Raw genomic sequence first — 19,573 nt, 5'->3', positions numbered from 1 at the left:
TCACGCCTCCGTACTCAGCCGGCGAACCGCTCGCCGGGAAGACTCCAGGCTCGCCCGCTCCGGGTCGCCCTTCGCGGTCGCGAGATAGCCGACCGTGGTGGTTGCCCAGACATGGCCGAGCAAGACCTGCACGTCCCACAACGGCATCCCCGCCTCATAGTTGTGGGTCGCGCAGGCGTGCCGCAGGAGATGCGGAAAGAGCTCGCTGACCGGGCCCCTCAGATACTCGCGCGACGCCATCTTCAGCGCGCGCCGGAACGTGTCGGGCACCACCGGCGGGGCGAGCAGCCCGTCCATGCCGGCCAGCGACTTCGCCAGCCGCTCGGAGGGGAACAGCGGCGCCCGCGGGTCGCAGGGGTCATCGGGAAACTCGCCCCGCACCTCATCGGTGTACCACCACAGGAGCGCGCGGCCCTCTTCGAAGAGAAAGGCTTCTCGGACACGGGGGCCGGAGCCACCGGCGCCCTTGCCATGTACCAGGAACCGTCCCCACTGCCCGTTCTCCCAGTGCACGTCTCCGAGCTGCACCTGGCAGAGCTCCGCCGCCCGAACTCCGGAGATGTACGTCAGCTTCGACATCACGTAATTGCGGACCGCCACCGGATACTTCCGCGCCCGCGGCAGCGCCTCCCGCCACGCAGCGAAGAACTCCTTCGTCGCCCGGGCCGACGGCGGGATCCGGAGCCCGAAGTCCCCACGGTGGACCGGCCGGTTAAACGCGTCGACGGGTGACTCGACCACCACGCCGAACCGGCGGTGGATTTCGCCGCCGTAGCGCTGTTCCAGGAAGGCGTCGTAAAGGTCGATCCGGTTGATCTTCGACCGGACCGTCGTGTGCCGCGGCCGCCTGCCCGGACCCGCGAAGTACCTGTCCAGTTGCCGCGAGGTCAGGTGCCACGGCATGACGTCGTAGTACGAGCAGATCTCCAGCACCGGCTGGACCAACGACTCCAGCGTGCGCGGTGACAGGCCCGCGACGTCCCGGGCCCATACATACTCGGCGAGGGAGTCCTGGAAGAGCGCCCGCTCGGCTTCCACGGACGCGGACGCCGCGGCCTGTCGCTGGAGCGTCAGGACGTCAGCCAGCCCCGGCTCCGGCTGCACTTGCTCAGGCCGGTCCTTCACAGCTACGTCGCCGCCCGTGATGAGGGAGAAGCGGCGAGTCCCGGAATCCGTCACAAGGAAGCAAAATACGGAGAGAACTCCTGGAATCTGCGAGTAATCGTCAGATCCCCACACGATCGAGTGAAGGCTCTGCCCGCGCCTCCGACCTGTATGAACAGCCGCAACTCCCGTACGGGGCAGCGGAACGAACCCGTCGGCGCTCCAGTTTCAGCGCGAACAGCTTGCCCTCGCCGACCAGGTACCGCGGCATCGGCAGGACGTCCTCGACGAGCTCCTCGGCGAGGATCGGCGTGCCGGCCGCGATGCGGCCGACGAGCGGGACCTGGACGGCCTCCGGCGCCATGCCGGCCGGGGCGTCGGGGAGGCCGGCGTGCTGGCCGCTGCGGACCCGGTAGGCGCGGGGACGGTGCGGGTCCCGGTAGAGGAAGCCCTTGCGCTCCAGGGCCATCAGCTGGTGTGCGACGGAGGAGGTACTGCGCAGGCGGACGCCTTCGCCGATCTCCCGCATCGAGGGCGGGTATCCCTTGCGGGCGTCAGCGACCTACTCGGCTTCTCACCAGCCACTACCACCCTGTGGGCCGCCTACCTCCAGGACAGCTGGGCCGACTACCTCGCGGCACGGCACGGCCCGTAGGAGAGACCGCCCCCTTCCTCATCGAGCTACTGCGGTCCCCCTATCCCAGCCGAAGATCAGATCCTGCGGCATAGGATCTGGGCACGGAGCGATGTACTGAAAGTCGGCAAGCACACGCTCCCGTAACGAGGGGGAACCCGTGCAGTTCATCGTTCAGGCCAACGGCCAGCCGGTCCATGTGGGCCCTGAGGCGGTCGTTCTGGAAGGCGACGCCTGGGACGACTTCCACTACCGAACCAGTTTCACCCTCTGGTACCGGAATCTGACCGAAGTCCGGAACCTTGGTTACGTCAAGGTCGCCGTCGCCAGACAGGACGTCGGGCCCAGCCCGCTGCAGCCCGGCGTCTATGACGGCCCTCCCATCGGCGAGCTTCTCTCCCTCGGCCAGAGCGACCTCTACTACGACAACATCAGGAAGCTTGGAACAGCTCAACGCATCGAAATCCTCGAAGGGCTCGGTGACCTTGCCTACAACCTCAGCCACTTCGAGGCCGCGCGTAGCTACGAGGTGACGCGCACGTCTCTGCTTCGCGGGGTCGAAGAGCAGACGGTAAAGGTGCAGTACCACCGCATCGCACACGGCGGGGTGCGGCTGAGTGAATATCGGTTCAGCTACCACCGCGCCAACCAGGACGCCGACGTGACCCTCCACTTCGCGGTCGACCCGGAAGCCCAGCCGTCCAGCAACGTCCATGTCGTCATCGGCCGCAATGGAGTAGGTAAGACCACCCTGCTGCGGCACCTCGCGTCAGCGGTCGTACGCCCGGACCGTCAGGAGGTATACGGTCACGTGACGATGTCCCCCACTTCCACGTCTCCCGTGGGCGAACGGTTCATCAACGTGGTCGCGGTGACCTTCAGTGCGTTCGACCCGTTCATCGTCGTTAGTCCACTAACCCCAACGGACTCTCCCCTCCCGTCTGGAGCCGTCGGCTATGCCTACGTCGGCCTCAACTTCCCCATACCGCCAAATGGCGGGATGGAGCCATCTCCACACGAACGCCTGTGGCTGGACTTCCACGAAGCCCTGCAACAAGTCGCCCGGTCTGGAAACTTTCTACCCTGGCGCGAAGCTATGCTGACACTCAGCCGGGACCCACAGTTCGCGGACTGCGCAATGGCCTCCTACGCACGTAACATGCGTGCCGGCATGAAGATCAAGCCCTCCGACCTGAATGAATTGAGTACCGCCTTCAGACGGTTGAGTTCAGGGCACGGAATCGTGGTGCTGACCATGACTCACCTCGTGAACCGAGTGGCAGAGAAATCCTTGGTTCTCGTTGACGAGCCCGAAACCCACTTGCATCCTCCCCTCCTGGCGTCCTTCGTTCAGGCGCTGAACAACCTGCTCACGGCGCGCAACGGCGTGGCCATTATGGCGACGCACTCTCCGGTTGTCCTCCAGACCGTGCCCCGCTCCTGCGTCTACAAGCTGATCCGGCACGGCGAGTCCATCCGAGCGGAGCGCCCGCAGATCGAGACGTATGGCGAGAACGTGGGCGTGCTAACCCACGAAGTTTTCGGGCTGGAGGTGATGCAGTCCGGATTCTATGAAGAGATCGCCAAGGCAGTGGCCCGGTTCGATTCGTACACCGAGATCCTGGCTCATTTCTCGGGCCAGCTTGGCAGCGAGGCCAAAGGCCTGGTGCACGTGCTGCTGGCCGACAAGACACACGGACAGGCGTGATGTGGCCCCTTAAGATCCCGCTACTGGAACCGACCCGCACCTACCTGGCATGCGTCGAGAAAAGCAAAAACAGAGAACGCCGCGACCTACTGGTGGGAGCGGAGAGCACGGTGCGAAGGGCCGGCCAAGCACTGCGCCAAGCCGCGGCCGACGGAACACTCCACGACCTTGACGGGAACGGCTTTGCGGTCGCAGGGATACCCACGAAGGACTTCGTGGAGTGGGTCTACGAAAACGGCATGAAGACGGTCGCGGGCAAGAGAGTCCGCAATGCCTTGATGACCGCACCCGTCGACGAACGGTGCCCACTGTGCCGGGTGGGATTCGTAAGAGAACTCGACCACGTCATGCCCAAAAGCGTCTTCCCCTCGCTCTGTGTCGACCCGCTCAACCTCGTGCCCGCATGTGAGCGCTGCAACAAGATCAAGGGGGACAGGCAGCCAAAGGCCGCCGAGGAGACGCTCCTGCATCCCTACCTCGACCGGATATCCCACACTCGGTGGCTGTACGCCCGAGCAGTACCCACGCCCAGCGGGGTACGGCTGGAGTTCTTCGTCACCGCGCCAGACTGCTGGGACACAACACTCGAATCCCGGGTCACCTCCCACTTCAAGCTCCTCCAGCTGGGCACGCGCTACGCGCAACATGCAAATCGCACGATCACCGACGTCAGCCACATGGTGACCGCACTGCGCGCCCGGGGCGGGGCATCCGTCGTACGCAGCTACCTCCGCGGAGAAGCCGAGACCCGGCTCGCCTCCGACGTCAACAGCATCGAAGGTGTCACCTACGCGACTCTCGCAGCCAACGACGACTACTGCCAGGGCCTTCAGCCTCCCACGGCGTAGTGCCCTGACTGCTCGCACGTCGTCAGGGTGGTAGATCAGCAGACGCTCCTGCCGGGCTCACCCTCCGGCACGACGACTGTGCTGCAGCCGCCCCTCGTGCAGGGGAAGATCGCCACCCTCCAGCGTCCGCCGCCGCAGAGGGGCACCAGGCGGCGCACAACGGACCAAGATGGTCCGCCTCACACAGGTGCGGGAAAGGAATACCGCAGCTCCGACATACCGCATCTCCACCAGTCCTGGTCGAGGACGGGCCCCAGGGCGAGCACACCGTGCGCTCCTGGACACGGGAGCGCGGGGCCTGACAACCCCGGTAAGGGCTTCCCTGTCCCGCCGGAGGGGGGTCGGCGTCTCGGGGTCGGGCCGGCGTTGCCGGTGGGGGTGAGGGGGCGCAGGGTGGATAGACGCACCTGGTGGAACCTCGTGAAGGGTGGTGCGGGCGATGGCCAGACCGGTGTGGACGGGGGTCTTGGCGTTCGGGCTCGTCAGCCTGCCGGTGGGTGGCTTTCACGGCGTAGTTGGCCCCACCAAAGTCGGCCCGACCTGGACCCACTCATCCGTTCGACTCCGGCTAGCGGTGGCCCCACTCATGGCCGTAGGGCCTGCTGATCGGCGGGGCCACCTCTGCCCGGAACGGGCTCTGTCCGCTTTGGGTAGGTCCAGGTCAAGCCGGGAAAGTGGGGCCGCTGCAGAGCGTTAAAGCCAGGTGGGTCTCTACACGGCCACCGACAGCCACACGATCCGCTTCCACCAGCTCCACCGCGGGACCGCGGACCGGATCCGGAACCGGCGCGTGAACGAGCGCACCGGCGACGAGGTGGACCTCGCGGACATCGTAAGGGGCTACGACACCGAATCCGAGTACGTGATCGTCGAGCCGCAGGAGCTCGACGAGATCGCTCCCGGCCGGTCCCGGTCGATTGACGTCGCCGGCTTTGTCGACCTGGACACCGTCGACCCGGTCTTCTTCGACAAGACGTACTTCCTCGGGCCCCGGGGATTCCAGCACGGGAAGGTCTACGCCCTCCTGGAGCGCGCCCTGGCCGAGTCGAACAAGGCCGGCATCGCGACCTTCGTGATGCGCGGGCGGGAGTACCTAGTCGCCCTGAAGGCAGAGGAAGTGGAGGGCCTCCTGACCCTCCACACGCTGCACTGGGCCGACGAGCTGCGCGATCCGCACGCCGAGGCGCCCGACCTGCCGGGGAAGGTCGAGGCGACGGCGGCGGAGGGGAAGATGGCCATGCAGCTGATCGACGCCTTGGCCATGGAGTGGGAGCCGGAAGCCTTCCACGACTCCTTCCGCGAGAAGGTCGAGGCCCTGGTGAAGGCGAAGGCTGCCGGCGAGACGTGGAGAAGGCCGAACCTGCGGCGGAGCCGACCGGTGCCGTCGACCTCATGGAGGCCCTGCGCGCCAGCGTTGAGCGAGCCAAAAGCCCCAAGGACACCGGCGACAAGGCCACCGCACCCGGCTCCCGGGCGGCGGGCGGGAAGAAGACGCCGGCCGCGAAGAAGCGGGCGCGCTCCGGATCGGCGGCCAAGGGCCGGGAGCTGATGGCGTTGACGAAGGCGGAGCTGTACGAGAAGGCAGCCGCGGCCGGCATCCCAGGCCGCTCGTCCATGAAGCACGACGAGCTCGCGCAGGCCCTCTCCCGCCCGGGCCGCACGAAGTGACCCCCGGAATTCGGTTCGAGGCTCCTGCCTGAGGCAGCGGGTGACGGTGATCGGCGCCGTCACCGGCTCTATACGCGCGTCACCCGCGCCGGCACACTTCTTTCCCGGCATCGCCTCGTTGTCCTGGGCATTCGACCCTCGGAGGCGCACCCATGCCCAGGACACTCCCCGCCGTGCGGCTCGCGGCGGTGCTGGTGGCGGCCACCAACACGGCGGCCACTTCCGGGAGCGGCCCCGCGTACGCGGTGGAGCGCTGCAAGGTGTCGTCCAAGACCGTCGACAACCCCGCCTACAGCGGCCCCTGGCCCGACAACTGGGACTTCACCGTGAAGGCGTGCGTAACCGAGTCCGGGGCGAACATCCAGCACTGGGCGACGATCTCCTGGGACCTGCCCGAATCGTCCAGCGACGCGGGTTCCATCTTCAACGCCACCGGTACGAACGCCGAGGTGACCGCGATGATCGAGGGCGGCGGTGTGGCCGTGACGAAGCGCACCGATCTGGCCCAGCGCCTGAACAAGGCGAAGGACGGGTCCATCACTCCCGGGTCCTACTCCTCGCACTGGCCAAGCCGCGAGCGCCTTTTCACCGACGTGATCTTGTTCCTTGACTGGAAGGGCGACGGGAAGGGACCCCAGAAGCTTCATTTCGCGCCCTCCCCCTCCCTCCCCGGATCGGCCCGTTGAGGCCTGCCGGCCCGGCGGTCCATGCCCCAGGACCGGCAGACGGCCGTCCCGGCTGACCTCCCCCTCCCAGCGGGGCCGGCCGAACCTGCCGCGCCGGCGACTGCAACAGCAGCAGACGGACGGGTTCCCGTGGCCAGCCGGTGCGGTCCTGGGGTCAGGCCACCGTCACGCGCAGGACGTACGGCTCCCCTGTGCTGATGGCCTGGGCCTGCTCGCGCAGGTCCGCGTCGGTGAAGCCGAGCAGCGCTTCGGCGGCGGCGCGGCGCAGCAGCGGCAGGATCTCGGCTGCGGGCTGGCCTCGATGCGTTTCGGCGAGTTCGGCGAAGGCCTGCTGGTAGGGGGCGCCGTATGTGCTCGCGCTGTCGGCCAGCAGCCGGTCAAGGTGCTGCCGCTCGATGCTGATCTCGCCTATGGCCCGCTCCTTTAGTCCTCCGGGGGCCCGTCCGGTCCGGGTCCTCGTTATCGACGCTACGAGGCTGCTCTGACATCGACCCCCGCCCCGGCACTGGGCGCGTTCTGGCTGATGAGGTCCTGGAGAAGCTCGCGGGTGGGCGGCGGCATCAGCCCCTCGGTGGCGAGGAAGTGCCACTGGCAGCCGGGGACGAGGCGGTCGAGCCGCCGGTACTCCCCGAGCTGGTAGAGCAGCACCAAGGCGTCGAGGGCGTGCTGGGCGGGTGGCCGGTCGCGCTCCTTCAGCGTGCTGAGCACGGCCAATCCGGCCATCGCGTATCGGCCGTTCATCCACTCCACGGCCGCCTCGCCCAGCTGGCCGGCGGCGATTTCCTCCTCGACCCGGCCGCAGAGGTCCAGGGCCCACTGCCGTACGCCCTCGGCGGTCTTCCAGGCCCGCGCGAGGTCCTGAAGGGGAGCTGTGGCGGCCAGGTCGCGCAGATGATCGCGGGCGTCCCGCACGGGGCCGAGGGCCAGCTGGCTGTCGTCGGTGAGGACCGCGTCGGCGAACTCGGGAACGTCCTTGCGGGTGGTCTCGGCGAGGGACGCGATCGGGTTGGCCACCGCGGTGGGGTTCATCGCGCGGAGCAGGTCACCGATGTCCTCCAGGGACATCGTCCCGCTGATGGCGGCGGCAGCCGCGGCCAGCGCGGCGTCCTTGGGCGTGATGGTGGGCGGGCGGGGGTTCGCGTCGAGGGCGGCGAGCTCGGCCGGGGGCCAGGTGTGTCCGGCGGCGCGGACGAGGCGGGCAATGCCTTCGTCGATCCGCCGGGCCCGGGCCGGGACCAAGGTGACGGTCAGGCTGGCGCCCGCGATGCGGTCGGCGAGGGCGTCGAGCCGCTGCTCCGGGTCGGCGTCCGGTTCGTCGTCGCCGGGGACGGTGAGGGTGTCCACGGCCGCGGTGAAGGCGGCCCGTACCGTCTGTGTCGGTACCGGGAGCCCCTCGCCGAACAGAAGCAGTGCCACGACGTGGGGCCGCTTGCCCCGACCGCCGTGACGGGCGAGGCCGAGGAGCAGGGCGAAGCTCTCCGGCGCCGGCCTGGAGGTGCTGCCCCTTCCACGGCCCAGGCCTCCGCCAGCGACGTTGCCCGGCAGCAGCCGCCTGCTCCTCCAGACCTCCAACATCTTCACGGTCACGTCGTCGTACCCACGCCGGTGTGCGTGGTCGAGCAGCAGCTGATCGGCCGCGCTCGGGGTGTCAGTGGACATGGACGGGAAGGTACCGGCGCCACTCGCGGCCCTGGCCGGGCTGTTCACCTCATCCGGTGACCTCCCGTGGAACGGTAGCCGGATGCCGACGCCATGACGTAGTGGTGCCCCTCGTTTAGAGCCCCCTACCTCCGCCAGGTCACCACGCGGTCCACCCGCTCAAATGGCGTCAAGGGGGCCGCGCGACTCCTTCCCAATTGATCTTTGGCCGCTTCGGCAGGGTTCGCGTGGCTCAGGGGGTACCGGCCTCCCTCCTGCTGGCGAGAGGCTCAACAGGGCCTCGCCCGGCAGGGGTTGCGGGGCTAACACCCCGCTCCCGCACTGTGCCGCCCAGAACGCGACGTCAGCGGCGCGGTCTCTTCATGCTCCGCCCGTCATCACACAGAGAAGGACACCGACATGCTCACCGACGTGCTCACCGGCTGGACCGCGGAGACCCTGGGCGGCCTCACGCTGCTGGCGGCGGCCGCAGCATGGGGCTGGCTCCGCCGGCGCCGGACTCCGGCCGCTCCCGGAGCGACCCCGGCCACCGGGACCGCGCGGCAGGTCCGCACCTACACGCTGCTCGGGGCCCGGGCCGCCGACGGCCAACCGCTCCACTGGCCCAGCAGCCGCCCCGCCGGCGTGCGGGTCACTTGGACCGGCCCCACGGGGAAGCGGGAGCAGTTCGAACTGACTGACGCGGTGCTACCGGACGGCACCTACGCGGCTGAGCGCGTATCGGTGTACCCGGAGCGCGGGGCCCTGTGACCGGAGTGCACTCGATCGGCAGCCTGACCGACCATACCCCTGCCTCGTGGAGGTGACCGCCACATCCCCTTGTGTAGGAATTCCTACGGGTGTAGGTTTTCCTACATCGAAGCATCTTGCGGAGGATTCATGACCATGCGGATCACGTTCGACCTTCCCGCGGCTTCCGGCGGGCCCCAGATCGTCGACCTCCCCGACGACATCGCCCTCGCCGTGTACGACGGCCTCACCAACAGCCCGAACATCACCGACCCCAAGGCCGAGGACTTCGACGAGCTCCTCGCCTCCACTAGCCTGCTGAGTCGGCTCATCACCCACCTGACGCTGTCCCGCGAGCGTCACATCGCGGCGGCCGACGCCACCAGCCCGCACGCCAACCGCCGGGCCATCGGCATCGCCGCCGCGATGCAGCCCTCGCAGCTCGGTGTCGTGCTGGAGCGCAACGGCCGCCCCCGCAACCGCAAGGCCTGACCAGCAGATTCCCGCCCCGCCCCTCGAAGTCCTGACAGCCCGGAAGGAAGTCCCGTGGAACTCCACGTCATCGAGCGGACCGCCAACGCCTTTCAGCAGGGCCTGACCGGCCTCCAGATCCAGGCGGTCGCCGAGCGCGCCTTCGGGCCCGGCGCCGAGGTCCGTTCCGCGACGGAGCTGGGCGGCGGCATGTACAACACCACCTACCGCATCGACCTGGCCGGCCGCGCGGAGCCGGTCGTACTGCGGGTTGCGCCGGAACCAGCCCGCCAGTTCCATTCCGAGCGGGAATTGATGCGCGCGGAGTACGCATCGGTGCCGTGGCTCGCGCCGATCGCCGACCTGATGCCGCACGTCCTGGCGGCCGACTTCACCCAGTCCGTCATCGGGCGGGATTGGATGATCCAGTCCTTCCTGCCTGGGACCCCGGCACCGGAGCTGCTCGGCTCCTACCCGAAGGAGACCCACGGGGCGTTCTTCCGGCAGATGGGGGAGATCACAGCATCGGTGCACGCGGTCGCCGGGCCCTGGTTCGGCCCGGTGGGCGGCCCCGGGCACGGGCGGTGGAGCGAGGCCGTCGTCGCTTCGCTGCACCTGATCGCCAAGGATGTCGAGAGCTGCGGCCTGGACGCGGCCGACGTTCGCAAGGCCGCCGACGCCGCTCAGGCCGGTGCGCAGGTCCTGGACGAGGTCGCGGTGCCGCGGCTGCTGACCGGGGATCTGTGGACGGTAAACACGATGCTCGCGGCCGCCCCGGTCCCGACTATCTGCGGTGTCCTGGACATGGACCGCACCTGGTGGGGTGACCCGGAGGCGGACTGGACGATGCGGATGGCCTGCGCGAAGCAGGACGCCCGCACCGCGTTCTTCGACTCCTACGGCCGCGCGGAGGAGACCGAGAACAGCGGATGGCGACGGCGTGTGTACGAGGTGCGCCACCTCGGCGCGCTGCGTCTGGAGCGTCACCGGCTCGGGAACGAGGCTGGCGTCGCGGACTCCTACCAGGCGGTAGCCGAGGAGCTCTCCGCGCTGATCTGACCGCAGGCACACCGAAGGGGCGCCACCCATGGACCTGGGTGGCGCCCCTTCGGTGTGTTCAGGCGGGATGAGGTTCGACCTCGATGCGGATGTCGTCGAGGAGTTGGGCAGCGCGGGCCGCCGTGGTGCGGGCGTCGGGGCTGACAACGATGAGGCTGCCGATCCTTCCGGCGTTGGTGTGGGCGGGGCCGACCGGGTCGCCGGGGCGGGCGCGGAGCCGGACGAGGGGGGTATCGGGGCCGGGTCGAGGCAGGCCGGTGACGGCGGTGAGGCGGCCAGCGGCCGGGCTGGTGAGGAATCGGACAGTCGCGTGGTGCCGTCGGGTAGGTGTGAGGCGGGCGGGGCGGCCGAGGGCGATGTCGAGGAGGGCGGTCCAGGGGTTGATGCCGAGGGCGTGGTGGAGGAGTTCGCCGATGTGGCCTGCGCCGATGCGGGCCGCGGTCTCGATGACGTACGGGCGGCCGGTGGGGGTGACGATGACCTCGGTGTGGGAGGCGCCGTTGCGGATGCCGACGGCACGGACCGCCTTCGCCGTCTCCTGGTGGATGGCCTGTTCCACCGCGGGTGGAAGCTGGGTCGGCAGGGTGTGGGCGAGTTCGACCCGGTGAGTGCCGCGGGTGGTGGTCTTGGTGGTGATGGCCAGGTGGGTGGTCTGCCCGTGCTGGGTGAACGACTCGACGCTGTACTCCCGGCCCGGGATGTACTGCTGGAGCAGCACCGTCCGGCCGGCCTGCCCCACATACATGCCGGGCGCGGTGTGAGCGTGCTGCCAGGCGGTGTCCGCGTCCTGGAGGCGGGCCAGGACGGTGACGCCCTGGGAGCCGGCGGCGTCGGCCGGCTTGATGACGACGGGGAGCCGCATGCCGGGCCGCAGGAAGCGGGTCCGCAGGGTGGCCGGGGTGGCGAGGGTGTGGGTGCGGGGGGCGGTGATGCCGGCGGCGGTGAAGGCGGTGGCCATGGCGGCCTTGTCGCGGGCCGCGTGGGCGGCGGTGGGGTCGTTGCCGGGCAGGTCCAGCAGGGCGCAGCAGTGGGCGGCCAGCGGGGTGAGGTACTCGTTCGTGGTCAGGACGGCGGCGGCGTTGATGCGGCGGGCGTAGGCAACGGTGTCGGCGAGGGCCTGCTGCGGGTTGGCCAGGTCGGTGGTGAGTGTGCCGGCCAGCAGGTTGCGCAGCGCCGGGCTGTGGCCGGTGAGGTCTTCGGTGGTGATGGCGTGGACGGGGTGGCCGGAGGCGGCCGCGGTGCGGGCCAGGTGCCCGGACTCAGGGCCGGCCGCCTCCAGGAGCAGGACGGGACGCATCACGTGAGGTAGTCCTCGCAGGCGCCGTCTCGTCGGGTGTCGAGGGTGAAGCAGTGGAAACCGCCGCCGAAGAGCCGGCGGTGACGGTGCCGGACGGGGACGACGGTGAAGTGCTCGGCTTCGAGGGTCTTGATCAGGCCAGTGCAGTCCTGATTGACCAGAACGGTGTCCTCGTCGACGGACAGGACGTTGAGGTCGATATAGGGGCTGGTCAGGACGAGGTCGGCGTCCCCGTACGCGGGGAAGGCGCCGGTGTCCGGCTGGGGCGGGACGATGAACTTCCAGCGCTGCAGCGGCTCGGGGAGCATCTCCCGGATGCCGTCGTGCCGGGCGAGGAACACCCCGGGGCGTAGGGCCAGGAGCATGGAGTCGATGTGGTTGTCGGCCATGCGGTACACGCGGTGGATCCGGTAGCGGCCGGCCAGGTGGCGCTCCAGCCACTCGACGCCGCGGGCGTGGTTGGCCTGGGCAATGTTGACCACCAGGTCGCGGCCGAGGCGCAGAACCTGGGCGCCGTCGAGCATCATCTCGAAGCCGACGTCGTACGGGCCCGGCTGCGGGTCGCCGATGGGTTCGGTGGGGCCGCCGAGGGTGGTGGTGGCGTCGCGAGCGTAGGAGAGATCGAAGCTGGCGTCGGTGAGGGTGGGTCGCGGCATCGTGGTCCAGCGGGCTCCGGCCTGCCAGTAGCCGGTGAACACGTCGGCAAGGAGCCGGGTCTCCAGGTAGCGGGCGCGGATGGCGGGTGGGGCCTCGATGATCTCGTCGCCGAGGATCAGGGTGTTGTCGCGGATGTTCAGGGCGGGGACCGGCGGAGCGCTCCAGCCCAGGCCGGCGATCGGGGCCGGGTCGGCGGGCAGGGGGATCGGCCGGTGGACGGTGATGCCGAGGTCGGCCAGAACCTGCGCGAGGTCTTCGACGTCCTCGGCGAGCTCGGCGGCGTAGCGGCGGTTGATGGCCCACTGCTCCGGCCGGACGCGGACGTCGGCCTCGGTGGTGGAGACGAGGCGGGGGTAGGCCCAGTCGGAGCGGAAGCCGGTGAGGTTCTCGTGGTGGAACAGCTCGAAGCTGACGTCGCGGTCGTGGCCGGTGTAGTTGACGGCGGATCCGACGATAATCTCGCGCAGGCGGGTGAAGTCGTCGTGGCTGCTCAGGGGCATGGGTGAGGTTCCTTCGTCTCGCAGGTCAGGCGGCGGTGAGCGTGCGGTGCGTGTGGGCGCGGCCGTGCCGGGCGTGCAGGACGGTCCCGCCGTCCGAGGTGGGGGCCAGGGTGCGGGCCTCGCTCCAGGCGCTGAAGCGCCACTCCCCCGGCCCGGCGGGCAGCAGCGCGAAGGTCCGCTCGGGGGTCGCAAGCGTGAGGTGGCCATCGGTGTGGTCGAGGCGGGCGGGCACGAGGTCGCCCTCCAGCGGCGCATCGTGCCCGAAGTCGGTGAACCCGGCCGGCAGGTGCAGGGCGTGGGGAAGCCCCTCGGGGAGGTCCCTGTCCAGCGGGGTGAGGTGGTTGATCAGTGCGTCGGCGTCGGCCAGCTGCTCCTGCCAGGCCGGCGGGAACAGCGTGGCGAGCTCGCTGGTGAACAGGACGTCGATGACGGCGTGGACGCGGGTGGTGGAGCCGAGGTTCCGGACGGCGTGCTCGCGGGAGAAGTCCCCATACCAGAACTCTCCGGGCTGCCAAGTGTGCTCGGTGCCGTCGAGGTAGAGGATCGCGTCGGCGTTGGTGGTCAGGGGGATGTGGAGGCGGGCGCAGCCGCGGGCGAGGCTGTATTTGGGGTCGCAGTGCCGCTCGCCGACCGCGTTCGGGCCGAGGGCCATGAGGCGGGCCGCGTTCAGCGGGGCCGGGATGCCGGCGAGGACCTGGGCGAGGTAGGGCATGCGGTCCAGCCACCCGGTGGGGGCGTAGGTGTCGGGGCCCGGGCCGCCGGGGTCGGTGCGGGCGGGGTCGCCGTTCGGAGCGATGAGCGGCAGGACCCGCCAGTCGATGTCGGTGACGGCGCCAAGCAGGCCGCCCGGGGCGCGGCCCTGCTGGAGGTCCCAGGTGTGGCTGGTCACCTGGGTGAGGTCGGCGGCCAGCCGTTCGGCGTCCAGGGGCTGGTTCAGGCGGGCGGCGGCGGGCGGCAGGTGTGTGGTGGTCATCGGGGCGGGCTCCGTTCAGGAGGAGAAGGCGGTGACGAGGCCGACGTGCTGGGCGGGGTCGAAGGCGTCCTGCGGGCGGGCGGCGAAGCGGGCGTTGAGGCGGGCGAACGGGTCCTCGTGGCCGGTGGCGGGGTCGTAGGCGAGGCAGAAGACGAACTGCGCGCCGGCCGGGCCCGGGGCGATCGGCATGGAGACGATCGCCCCGGTGCGGGTGGCGGGGTTCCAGGCCAGGTCGAGGTCGGCGAGGGCCTGGTGGAAAGCGCCGGCGTCGGGGACGTGCCAGGTCGGGGGGACGTGGTACTCGACGACCGCGCGGGCCGGGCTGGCGGAAGTGTCGACGATCCGGTGCGCGATGACCTGGTAGATGTGCAGGCTCCCGGAGACCTGGGCGTTGACCTCGGTGAAGTAGATGCGGCCGTCGGGGGTGGTGATGGCGTCCGCGGACAGATGGCCGCGGTAGCCGAGCGCCCGGTAGACCTCGGCGAGGCGGATGCCGCCGTCGACCAGGCGGGCGTGCAGCAGCGGGTCCAGGCCCTGGAGCGGGACGGTCTGGTGGGACAGGCGACGGCCGACGTAGTGCAGGCGGCCCTGCTCGGTCGGGCAGGTCCCGAAGTCGTCCACGTAGTGCTCGGAGTAGACCGCCTCGGCGTTCGGCGCGAACGCGGCGACGACCACGGGGTGACGGCCGTCGGCCGACGCCCAATCCCAGCGCTCCTGCCAGTACACCGCGACGCCGGCCGGGCCGGGGGTGAGGTGGTGCAGGTGCCGGGCGCCGACGTGGTCGGTGGCCAGCCGGCTGTCGGGGGCGAGGAGGATCTGGTTCCCGACGCCGGCGCCGTTGTGGGCCTGCTGAACCACCACCGCCTCCGCCTGGTCCAGGAGCCGGCAGGTGGCGGCGACCGCCTCCGTACGGGAGCGGCAGACCTCTCCCGGAACGGTGGGCACGCCGGCCGCCGCGGCGATGGCCCGGAAGTTGGCCTTGTTGTTCCCGATCTCGGCGCCGCCCTGCGCGAAGTACGCCGCGCCCGGCATCCGGTCGGCCAGGCCCAGAGCGGCGGCGAAGCGGGCGACGGAGGCCGAGGGCCACAGGGCGTGAATCTCCCCGACGGCCTGCGGGCCGCCAGCGGGGCGCAGGGCGGCGCGGACCTGGTCGAGGAAGGCGGGGTCGGTGAGGGATTCGGGGGCCAGGAGCATCCCGCCGTGGCGGCCGGGCGGGGCGGTCAGGACGGTGACCTCGCCGGGGCCGGTGCCGGTGAGGGTGAGGGCGTAGTCGAGGAAGGCGGGGTCGGGTTCGGTGCACAGGATCAGGAGGTCGCCGGGGCGGGCGAACCAGGCCAGGCGCTGGGTCCAGGCCCGCATGTCCGTACGGGCGCGGATCGCGGGGTCGATGTGGTTGCCGATCAGGATGCGCAAGGTGGTCTCCGAGCAGTGAGAAGTAGGGGGGGGTGGGGGCAGGGGCGGGGAGGACGGGGTCAGGGGTGGAGGGTGGCGGGGAGGACGGCGAAGGTGCGCATCGTGGCCGAGGACTGCCTGCGGGCCCGTCCGGTCAGGCGCAGCGGGGTGCGGTGGGGGCGCAGAGCGTCGAGCACGGCCCGTACGCAGGCCTGGGCGGCGCGGGTGCCGATGCAGGAGTGGGTGCCCCAGCCATAGCCGAGGTGCCGGTTGTCGCAGCGGTCCAAGAGCAGCTGGTCAGGGTCGGAGAAACGGTCGGGGTCACGGTTGGCGGCGGCGAAAAGCAGAACCACCGGATCCCCCGCCGGGATCGGAATGCCGGCGATCGAGGTCTTGAGGGTGGCGGTGCGGCTGGTGCCCTGGACGGGCCCGTCGAAGCGGACCAGCTCCTCGGCTGCAGTTGGCACCAGCCGAGGGTTCGCGCGCAGCTGTTCCTGTGCCTCGGGGTGGGCGATGAGGGTGTGCAGGGCGTTGCCGATGGCGGCGGTCATCGTGCTGTAGCCGCCCTGGAACATCACCCGCGCGGTGTTGCGTACGAACAGCTCCTCGGCCTCGCCGCCTCCGACGGGGGTGTGGGCGCGGACGTGGGCCAGGAGACCGCTCGGTCGGCCGGTCTCGGTGAACCAGGAGTCCACGAGGGAGGTCAGCTCCTCGCGCGCCTGGCGGCCGGGCTCGACCAAGGCGGGGTCCAGGCCGCCGTCCATGCTGCGCATGATCGCGTCAGAGGCGGCGGCGAACTCGTCGAGGGGCGGCTCGTCCACGCCGAGCAGGTCGCAGACCACCGACAGGGAGAGCGGGGCAGCCAGCTCGGCCATCACCTCGAACGACGGACGCTCGGCCGCCTCGCGCAGCAGAGCAGCGGCCCGGTCGCGGGCGCGGGTCTCCAGGGCGGGCAGGTCCTGGGCGCGCAGGGCGTTCATGAAGAGGGAGCGGACGCCAGCCTGGTCAGGCGGGTCCAGGGACTGCACGCTCAGGCTCGCCGCGGGCACCGTCTGGCCGGTCCGGCGCCGGTCGCGGGCGAAGGCGTGGTGGTCGCGCAGGACAGCCGTGCAGTCGGCGTAGCGGGTGACCAGCCAGGAGGACATCCCGTCGTGCCAGGAGACGGGGGCCTGCTCGCGCAGGGCGGCCAGAACCGGGTAGGGGTTGGTGACGGTGGCGGGGTCGAGGGGTTCGTAGGTCAGCACCGGCAGCACGGCTTCTCCAGATGGTCGCGGGCGGGCGGCACAGGGGCCCGGGCCCGGCGCCAAGGCCGGACCCGGGCCCCCGCCACGGGGGAACACAGCAGGCGATCAGTGGTCGTAGGACATGACGGGGTCACCCCCCTTCGTCCTCGGGATCCGCGGCCCGGTCGGGCTCGCCTCACCAGAGTCCGCCCGCACCTGACCCGCCGTCATTGCCACCAGAGCGCCGCGACATTGCGGGGCACCCTCAATACGGGGGCAGGCCGTGACCGAGTGGTGTCGCCCTGTCACAGGGGTGGGCTACCGTTGCTGGTTCCGATATCCCGCTCCCGCCGGGGGTGCCCATGGCCGCCGCCATCACCCGCACACGCCGCGCCACCATCGTCAAAGAGGCAGCCGACATCCGGATGCGCTGCCAGCGCGAACGCCTCGACACCGAACAGACCGCCGCCGAGATCCGCCGCGCCCTGCCCGAGGTCCAGCAGCTGGAGGCCTGGAGGCTCGCCCTGGGCTGGTCCCGTTCCGTGACCATCACCCAGGTCAAGGCCCAGTACGTCGCCGACGGCCTGTTACCGCGCAGCCTGTCCGACCCGATGCTGTGCCGGTGGGAACACGACCCCGGCGAGCACCCCGACCGCGAGTACACCGTCATGCTCTGCCGCGCCTACGGCGCCACCCCCGCCCAGCTGGGCCTGGACTTCGCCGAACAAGTCTTTGCGGAACGCGAGTTGTCCAGTGTGATCCGGTACGGTCGGCCCGAGACCGACACGTGCAGCGCTGGCGCACGGGAAATGGTGGTGCACATGACCACAGCCGCCGGCCTTCCGGCCGTCCGCGAATCCCTCCAGCTCGCCCTTCTCGCCGACCCCCACGGCAGCATCGAGGTCGCCGAGCTCGCGGACGCGGCCGTCGAGCACTACGCCCTCACCTACCCCAAGCACCCCGCCTACCTGCTGTTCGAGGAAGTACGGGCCGCCCGCGGCCTGCTCACCGACTGCCTGATCACCGGCCACGTCCCCGAACAGGTCGCCGGCGGCCTCCACCGTACGGTCGGCTGGCTGTCCGCCCTCATGGGCAACCTCGCCTTCCACCTCGACGACCACACCGGCGCCCGCGCTCACCTCGCCACCGCCACCGCCTACGGCACCCGCACCGACGACGCACGGCTGACCGCCTGGGCCCTGGGCGCGCAGAGCATGGTCGCCCGCGCCGAGAACCGCTACGAGACCGCCCTGTCTTACGCCGAGCGGGCCGTCGCCCACGCCCCCGCCGGCCTGCCGAAGGCCCAGGCGCACGCCTGGGCGCAGCTGACCTCCCTCGCGGGCCTCGGCCGGGAGCAGGAGGCCGACACTGCGCTCGCCGCGGCCACGCGTGAACTCGAAGCCGACGCCGTGGGGTTCGCTCCGGGACGGTTCGGGTTCGACTCCGCCGAGTACACCCTGCACCAGGCCGAGTCAGCCATCGCCCTCGGCCATCACAACCGCGCGCGCACCGCCGCCGAAACGTCCATCGCCTCCACCGCCGTGGCCACCCCCGGCTGGGCCGCGGCCACCCTGGTGCTCGCCCAGGCCGAGGCGCCCACCCAGCCCACGGACGCCGCTCAGCGGGCCCTGGACGTCCTGGCCCGGGTCCCCGCCGCCCGGCTCCGCTCGACCTCCCGCGCCCGCCTCGCCCGCCTCGACCAAGCCCTGACCGGGGTTTCAGCCGCGGGAGTCGGCGACCTGCACGAACGTGTCCGCGTACTCGTCCCCCTGATCGACAACCACGGCAACGCCAGCACGTGACATCCGACCTCGCCGCACACGGCCTCACTGTTTGGCTGACGAAGGCCTTCGCGCCGAGGACAGCAGTCGCCTCAGGGCAGGAAATCGCACGAGTAGAGGCGCTGCGTCTACCAGTGGGTGCGTGGGCCCGAGGACGGCAGTGAGGACGTCGCGCCCGTATTCCCCTACGGTCCGCTGGGCGTGGGTACGCGCATCCACTGCCACCAGTCGCAGACCCGACGGGGCAGCCAGCGGCGGGGGGTGAACTCACCGGTGAGTAAGCCGGGGGGCAAGCCGGTGAGTGCGGCTGGTGAGTGCTGTGACCTGCGGTGGGGAGTTCTTTCGGGGCCGGTGACTCACTGGTGAGTCACCGGCCCTTTGTGTTCCCAACCTGTGATGCCGCAGGGGTTGAAGGGGTGAGCCGACCGGTGAGGTCAGCGCCGTTTCGTGAGGGCAAGACGGATTCGCTCTCACGAAAGGTCCGGCATGACTCCCACACCCACATCTGCCCGGCGGCGCACCCCGGCCGCCGCCAGGGCCCGGCTGCGGCGCGAGCGCCCGGAGACAGTCCCGGTCCGCCCGGCCCCGCACGGGGTGCGGCTGGCGCGCGCCGCCGCGTGGGCGGCGATCGCGGCAGGCCCTTGTGCGCTCGCCCTGTTCCTGGTCGTCCCCCGCCCGAGCGTGGCCGTGGCGCAGCCGGCCCCGCCCGTGAGCAATACGGTGCGGCCGGCGGCCGGCCCGGCCGGGGTGGCGGAGGTGTTCACTGATCTGTGGCTGCGCGGGAACCAGCAGAACCCCGAGGACAGCGTGGGGCTGGCCCTACGCACGCTCGCACCGACGGTTGAGCTGCCGCGGCCGGGCCGGTCCCAGGCGGGCGCAGTGCGAACAGTGGCGGTGGACACAGCACCAGCCAAGGGCGGCGGCTGGTCCGTCGTGGTCGCGGCGCTGCCCGAGAGCAACGAACAAGGCGGGCCGGCCGTGCGGTACTTCGCGGTGCCGGTGGCCGGTGAGTCCGGGCGGTTCGTGGTCACCGGCGCCCCCGGTGAGGTGGGGGCGCCAGCACCGGGAGCTGTGCCCCAGGACGTGTTCCGTGTGCCGGTGCCGGCCGGTCGCCCGCTGGAGGCTTGATGTCAGCGGGAATCTGGATCTCGGCCACGAGCGGAGCGTATCGGGTCCGCGCAGGC

The 19,573-nt window shown here is 70.7% G+C and carries 16 protein-coding genes and 1 pseudogene; 9 read left to right on the top strand and 8 right to left on the bottom strand.

Annotation, left to right across the window (positions count from 1 at the left end):
- Nucleotides 1-1,146, bottom strand: coding sequence for a site-specific integrase (locus AB0O36_RS34560; protein WP_365117384.1), 1,146 nt, complete (start codon nt 1,144-1,146; stop codon nt 1-3).
- A 181-nt stretch (nt 1,147-1,327) separates the two neighbouring features.
- Nucleotides 1,328-1,672 (bottom strand): annotated as a pseudogene (locus tag AB0O36_RS34555) (repressor LexA); the annotation flags it as partial.
- A gap of 226 nt (nt 1,673-1,898) precedes the next feature.
- Between AB0O36_RS34555 and AB0O36_RS34550 the strand changes: the two are divergent.
- From AB0O36_RS34550 to AB0O36_RS34535, 4 genes are all read left to right on the top strand, one after another.
- Complete coding sequence (locus AB0O36_RS34550) at nt 1,899-3,446, top strand: AAA family ATPase (RefSeq protein WP_365117346.1); 1,548 nt, start codon at nt 1,899-1,901, stop codon at nt 3,444-3,446.
- On the top strand, nt 3,446-4,294 hold the full coding sequence (locus AB0O36_RS34545; protein WP_365117343.1) for an HNH endonuclease: 849 nt from the start codon (nt 3,446-3,448) through the stop codon (nt 4,292-4,294). Before AB0O36_RS34550 ends, AB0O36_RS34545 begins: the two co-directional genes overlap by 1 nt.
- 703 nt (nt 4,295-4,997) lie before the next feature.
- Complete coding sequence (locus AB0O36_RS34540) at nt 4,998-5,843, top strand: Ku protein (protein WP_365117341.1); 846 nt, start codon at nt 4,998-5,000, stop codon at nt 5,841-5,843.
- Nucleotides 5,844-6,114: 271 nt separating this feature from the next.
- Nucleotides 6,115-6,648, top strand: a complete 534-nt coding sequence (locus tag AB0O36_RS34535; RefSeq protein WP_365117340.1) for a hypothetical protein — start codon at nt 6,115-6,117, stop codon at nt 6,646-6,648.
- Nucleotides 6,649-7,116: 468 nt separating this feature from the next.
- Here the strand turns inward: AB0O36_RS34535 and AB0O36_RS34530 are convergent, their stop codons facing one another.
- Nucleotides 7,117-8,307 (bottom strand): hypothetical protein, encoded by a 1,191-nt coding sequence (locus tag AB0O36_RS34530; protein WP_365117337.1) that lies wholly within the window; start codon nt 8,305-8,307, stop codon nt 7,117-7,119.
- Nucleotides 8,308-8,706: 399 nt separating this feature from the next.
- Between AB0O36_RS34530 and AB0O36_RS34525 the strand changes: the two genes are divergently transcribed.
- From AB0O36_RS34525 to AB0O36_RS34515, 3 genes are all read left to right on the top strand, one after another.
- Nucleotides 8,707-9,057, top strand: a complete 351-nt coding sequence (locus AB0O36_RS34525) for a hypothetical protein (RefSeq protein ID WP_365117334.1) — start codon at nt 8,707-8,709, stop codon at nt 9,055-9,057.
- Between the two features lie 129 nt (nt 9,058-9,186).
- Nucleotides 9,187-9,528: a hypothetical protein gene (locus AB0O36_RS34520; protein ID WP_365117333.1), complete on the top strand. Its 342-nt coding sequence runs from the start codon at nt 9,187-9,189 to the stop codon at nt 9,526-9,528.
- Nucleotides 9,529-9,582: 54 nt separating this feature from the next.
- Entirely contained in the window at nt 9,583-10,566 is a 984-nt protein-coding gene (locus AB0O36_RS34515; protein ID WP_365117331.1) for an aminoglycoside phosphotransferase family protein, read from the top strand.
- Nucleotides 10,567-10,624: 58 nt separating this feature from the next.
- Here the strand turns inward: AB0O36_RS34515 and AB0O36_RS34510 are convergent, their stop codons facing one another.
- The 5 genes from AB0O36_RS34510 to AB0O36_RS34490 are packed head-to-tail and all read right to left on the bottom strand — an operon-like array spanning nt 10,625 to nt 16,638.
- Nucleotides 10,625-11,863 (bottom strand): ATP-grasp domain-containing protein, encoded by a 1,239-nt coding sequence (locus tag AB0O36_RS34510; protein ID WP_365117382.1) that lies wholly within the window; start codon nt 11,861-11,863, stop codon nt 10,625-10,627.
- Nucleotides 11,863-13,020, bottom strand: a complete 1,158-nt coding sequence (locus AB0O36_RS34505) for a glycine amidinotransferase (protein ID WP_365117328.1) — start codon at nt 13,018-13,020, stop codon at nt 11,863-11,865. The genes AB0O36_RS34510 and AB0O36_RS34505 overlap by 1 nt, the downstream gene beginning before the upstream one ends.
- Before the next feature lie 25 nt (nt 13,021-13,045).
- Nucleotides 13,046-13,993, bottom strand: coding sequence for an aspartyl/asparaginyl beta-hydroxylase domain-containing protein (locus AB0O36_RS34500; RefSeq protein ID WP_365117325.1), 948 nt, complete (start codon nt 13,991-13,993; stop codon nt 13,046-13,048).
- Between the two features lie 15 nt (nt 13,994-14,008).
- The gene (locus tag AB0O36_RS34495; protein WP_365117322.1) at nt 14,009-15,406 is read right to left on the bottom strand and encodes a hypothetical protein; all 1,398 of its coding nucleotides are present in this window, start codon (nt 15,404-15,406) and stop codon (nt 14,009-14,011) included.
- A 59-nt stretch (nt 15,407-15,465) separates the two neighbouring features.
- Nucleotides 15,466-16,638, bottom strand: coding sequence for a cytochrome P450 (locus tag AB0O36_RS34490; protein ID WP_365117320.1), 1,173 nt, complete (start codon nt 16,636-16,638; stop codon nt 15,466-15,468).
- Between the two features lie 332 nt (nt 16,639-16,970).
- Here AB0O36_RS34490 and AB0O36_RS34485 point away from each other — a divergent pair, with 332 nt between their 5' ends.
- Together AB0O36_RS34485 and AB0O36_RS34480 are read left to right on the top strand one after the other, a co-directional pair.
- A complete protein-coding gene (locus tag AB0O36_RS34485; RefSeq protein WP_365117317.1) occupies nt 16,971-18,410 on the top strand; it encodes a tetratricopeptide repeat protein in 1,440 nt (479 codons plus the stop codon).
- Nucleotides 18,411-18,875: 465 nt separating this feature from the next.
- On the top strand, nt 18,876-19,517 hold the full coding sequence (locus AB0O36_RS34480) for a hypothetical protein (RefSeq protein WP_365117315.1): 642 nt from the start codon (nt 18,876-18,878) through the stop codon (nt 19,515-19,517).
- The last annotated feature ends 56 nt before the right edge of the window (nt 19,518-19,573 follow it).

Source organism: Streptomyces sp. NPDC089799, assembly GCF_040684755.1.
Classification (GTDB): Bacteria; Actinomycetota; Actinomycetes; order Streptomycetales; family Streptomycetaceae; genus Streptomyces.
The sequence above is the reverse complement of the archived record's forward strand: the minus strand, read 5'-3'. Positions and strand labels throughout refer to the sequence as shown.

Excerpts from the sequence above, each read along its gene's own strand:
- AB0O36_RS34545 (WP_365117343.1), top strand. The coding sequence starts at position 3,446 with ATGTGGCCCCTTAAGATCCCGCTACTGGAACCGACCCGCACCTACCTG.
- AB0O36_RS34535 (WP_365117340.1), top strand. The coding sequence starts at position 6,115 with ATGCCCAGGACACTCCCCGCCGTGCGGCTCGCGGCGGTGCTGGTGGCG.
- AB0O36_RS34530 (WP_365117337.1), bottom strand. The coding sequence starts at position 8,307 with ATGTCCACTGACACCCCGAGCGCGGCCGATCAGCTGCTGCTCGACCAC.
- AB0O36_RS34525 (WP_365117334.1), top strand. The coding sequence starts at position 8,707 with ATGCTCACCGACGTGCTCACCGGCTGGACCGCGGAGACCCTGGGCGGC.
- AB0O36_RS34520 (WP_365117333.1), top strand. The coding sequence starts at position 9,187 with ATGACCATGCGGATCACGTTCGACCTTCCCGCGGCTTCCGGCGGGCCC.
- AB0O36_RS34510 (WP_365117382.1), bottom strand. The coding sequence starts at position 11,863 with ATGCGTCCCGTCCTGCTCCTGGAGGCGGCCGGCCCTGAGTCCGGGCAC.
- AB0O36_RS34505 (WP_365117328.1), bottom strand. The coding sequence starts at position 13,020 with ATGCCCCTGAGCAGCCACGACGACTTCACCCGCCTGCGCGAGATTATC.
- AB0O36_RS34500 (WP_365117325.1), bottom strand. The coding sequence starts at position 13,993 with ATGACCACCACACACCTGCCGCCCGCCGCCGCCCGCCTGAACCAGCCC.
- AB0O36_RS34485 (WP_365117317.1), top strand. The coding sequence starts at position 16,971 with ATGGCCGCCGCCATCACCCGCACACGCCGCGCCACCATCGTCAAAGAG.
- AB0O36_RS34480 (WP_365117315.1), top strand. The coding sequence starts at position 18,876 with ATGACTCCCACACCCACATCTGCCCGGCGGCGCACCCCGGCCGCCGCC.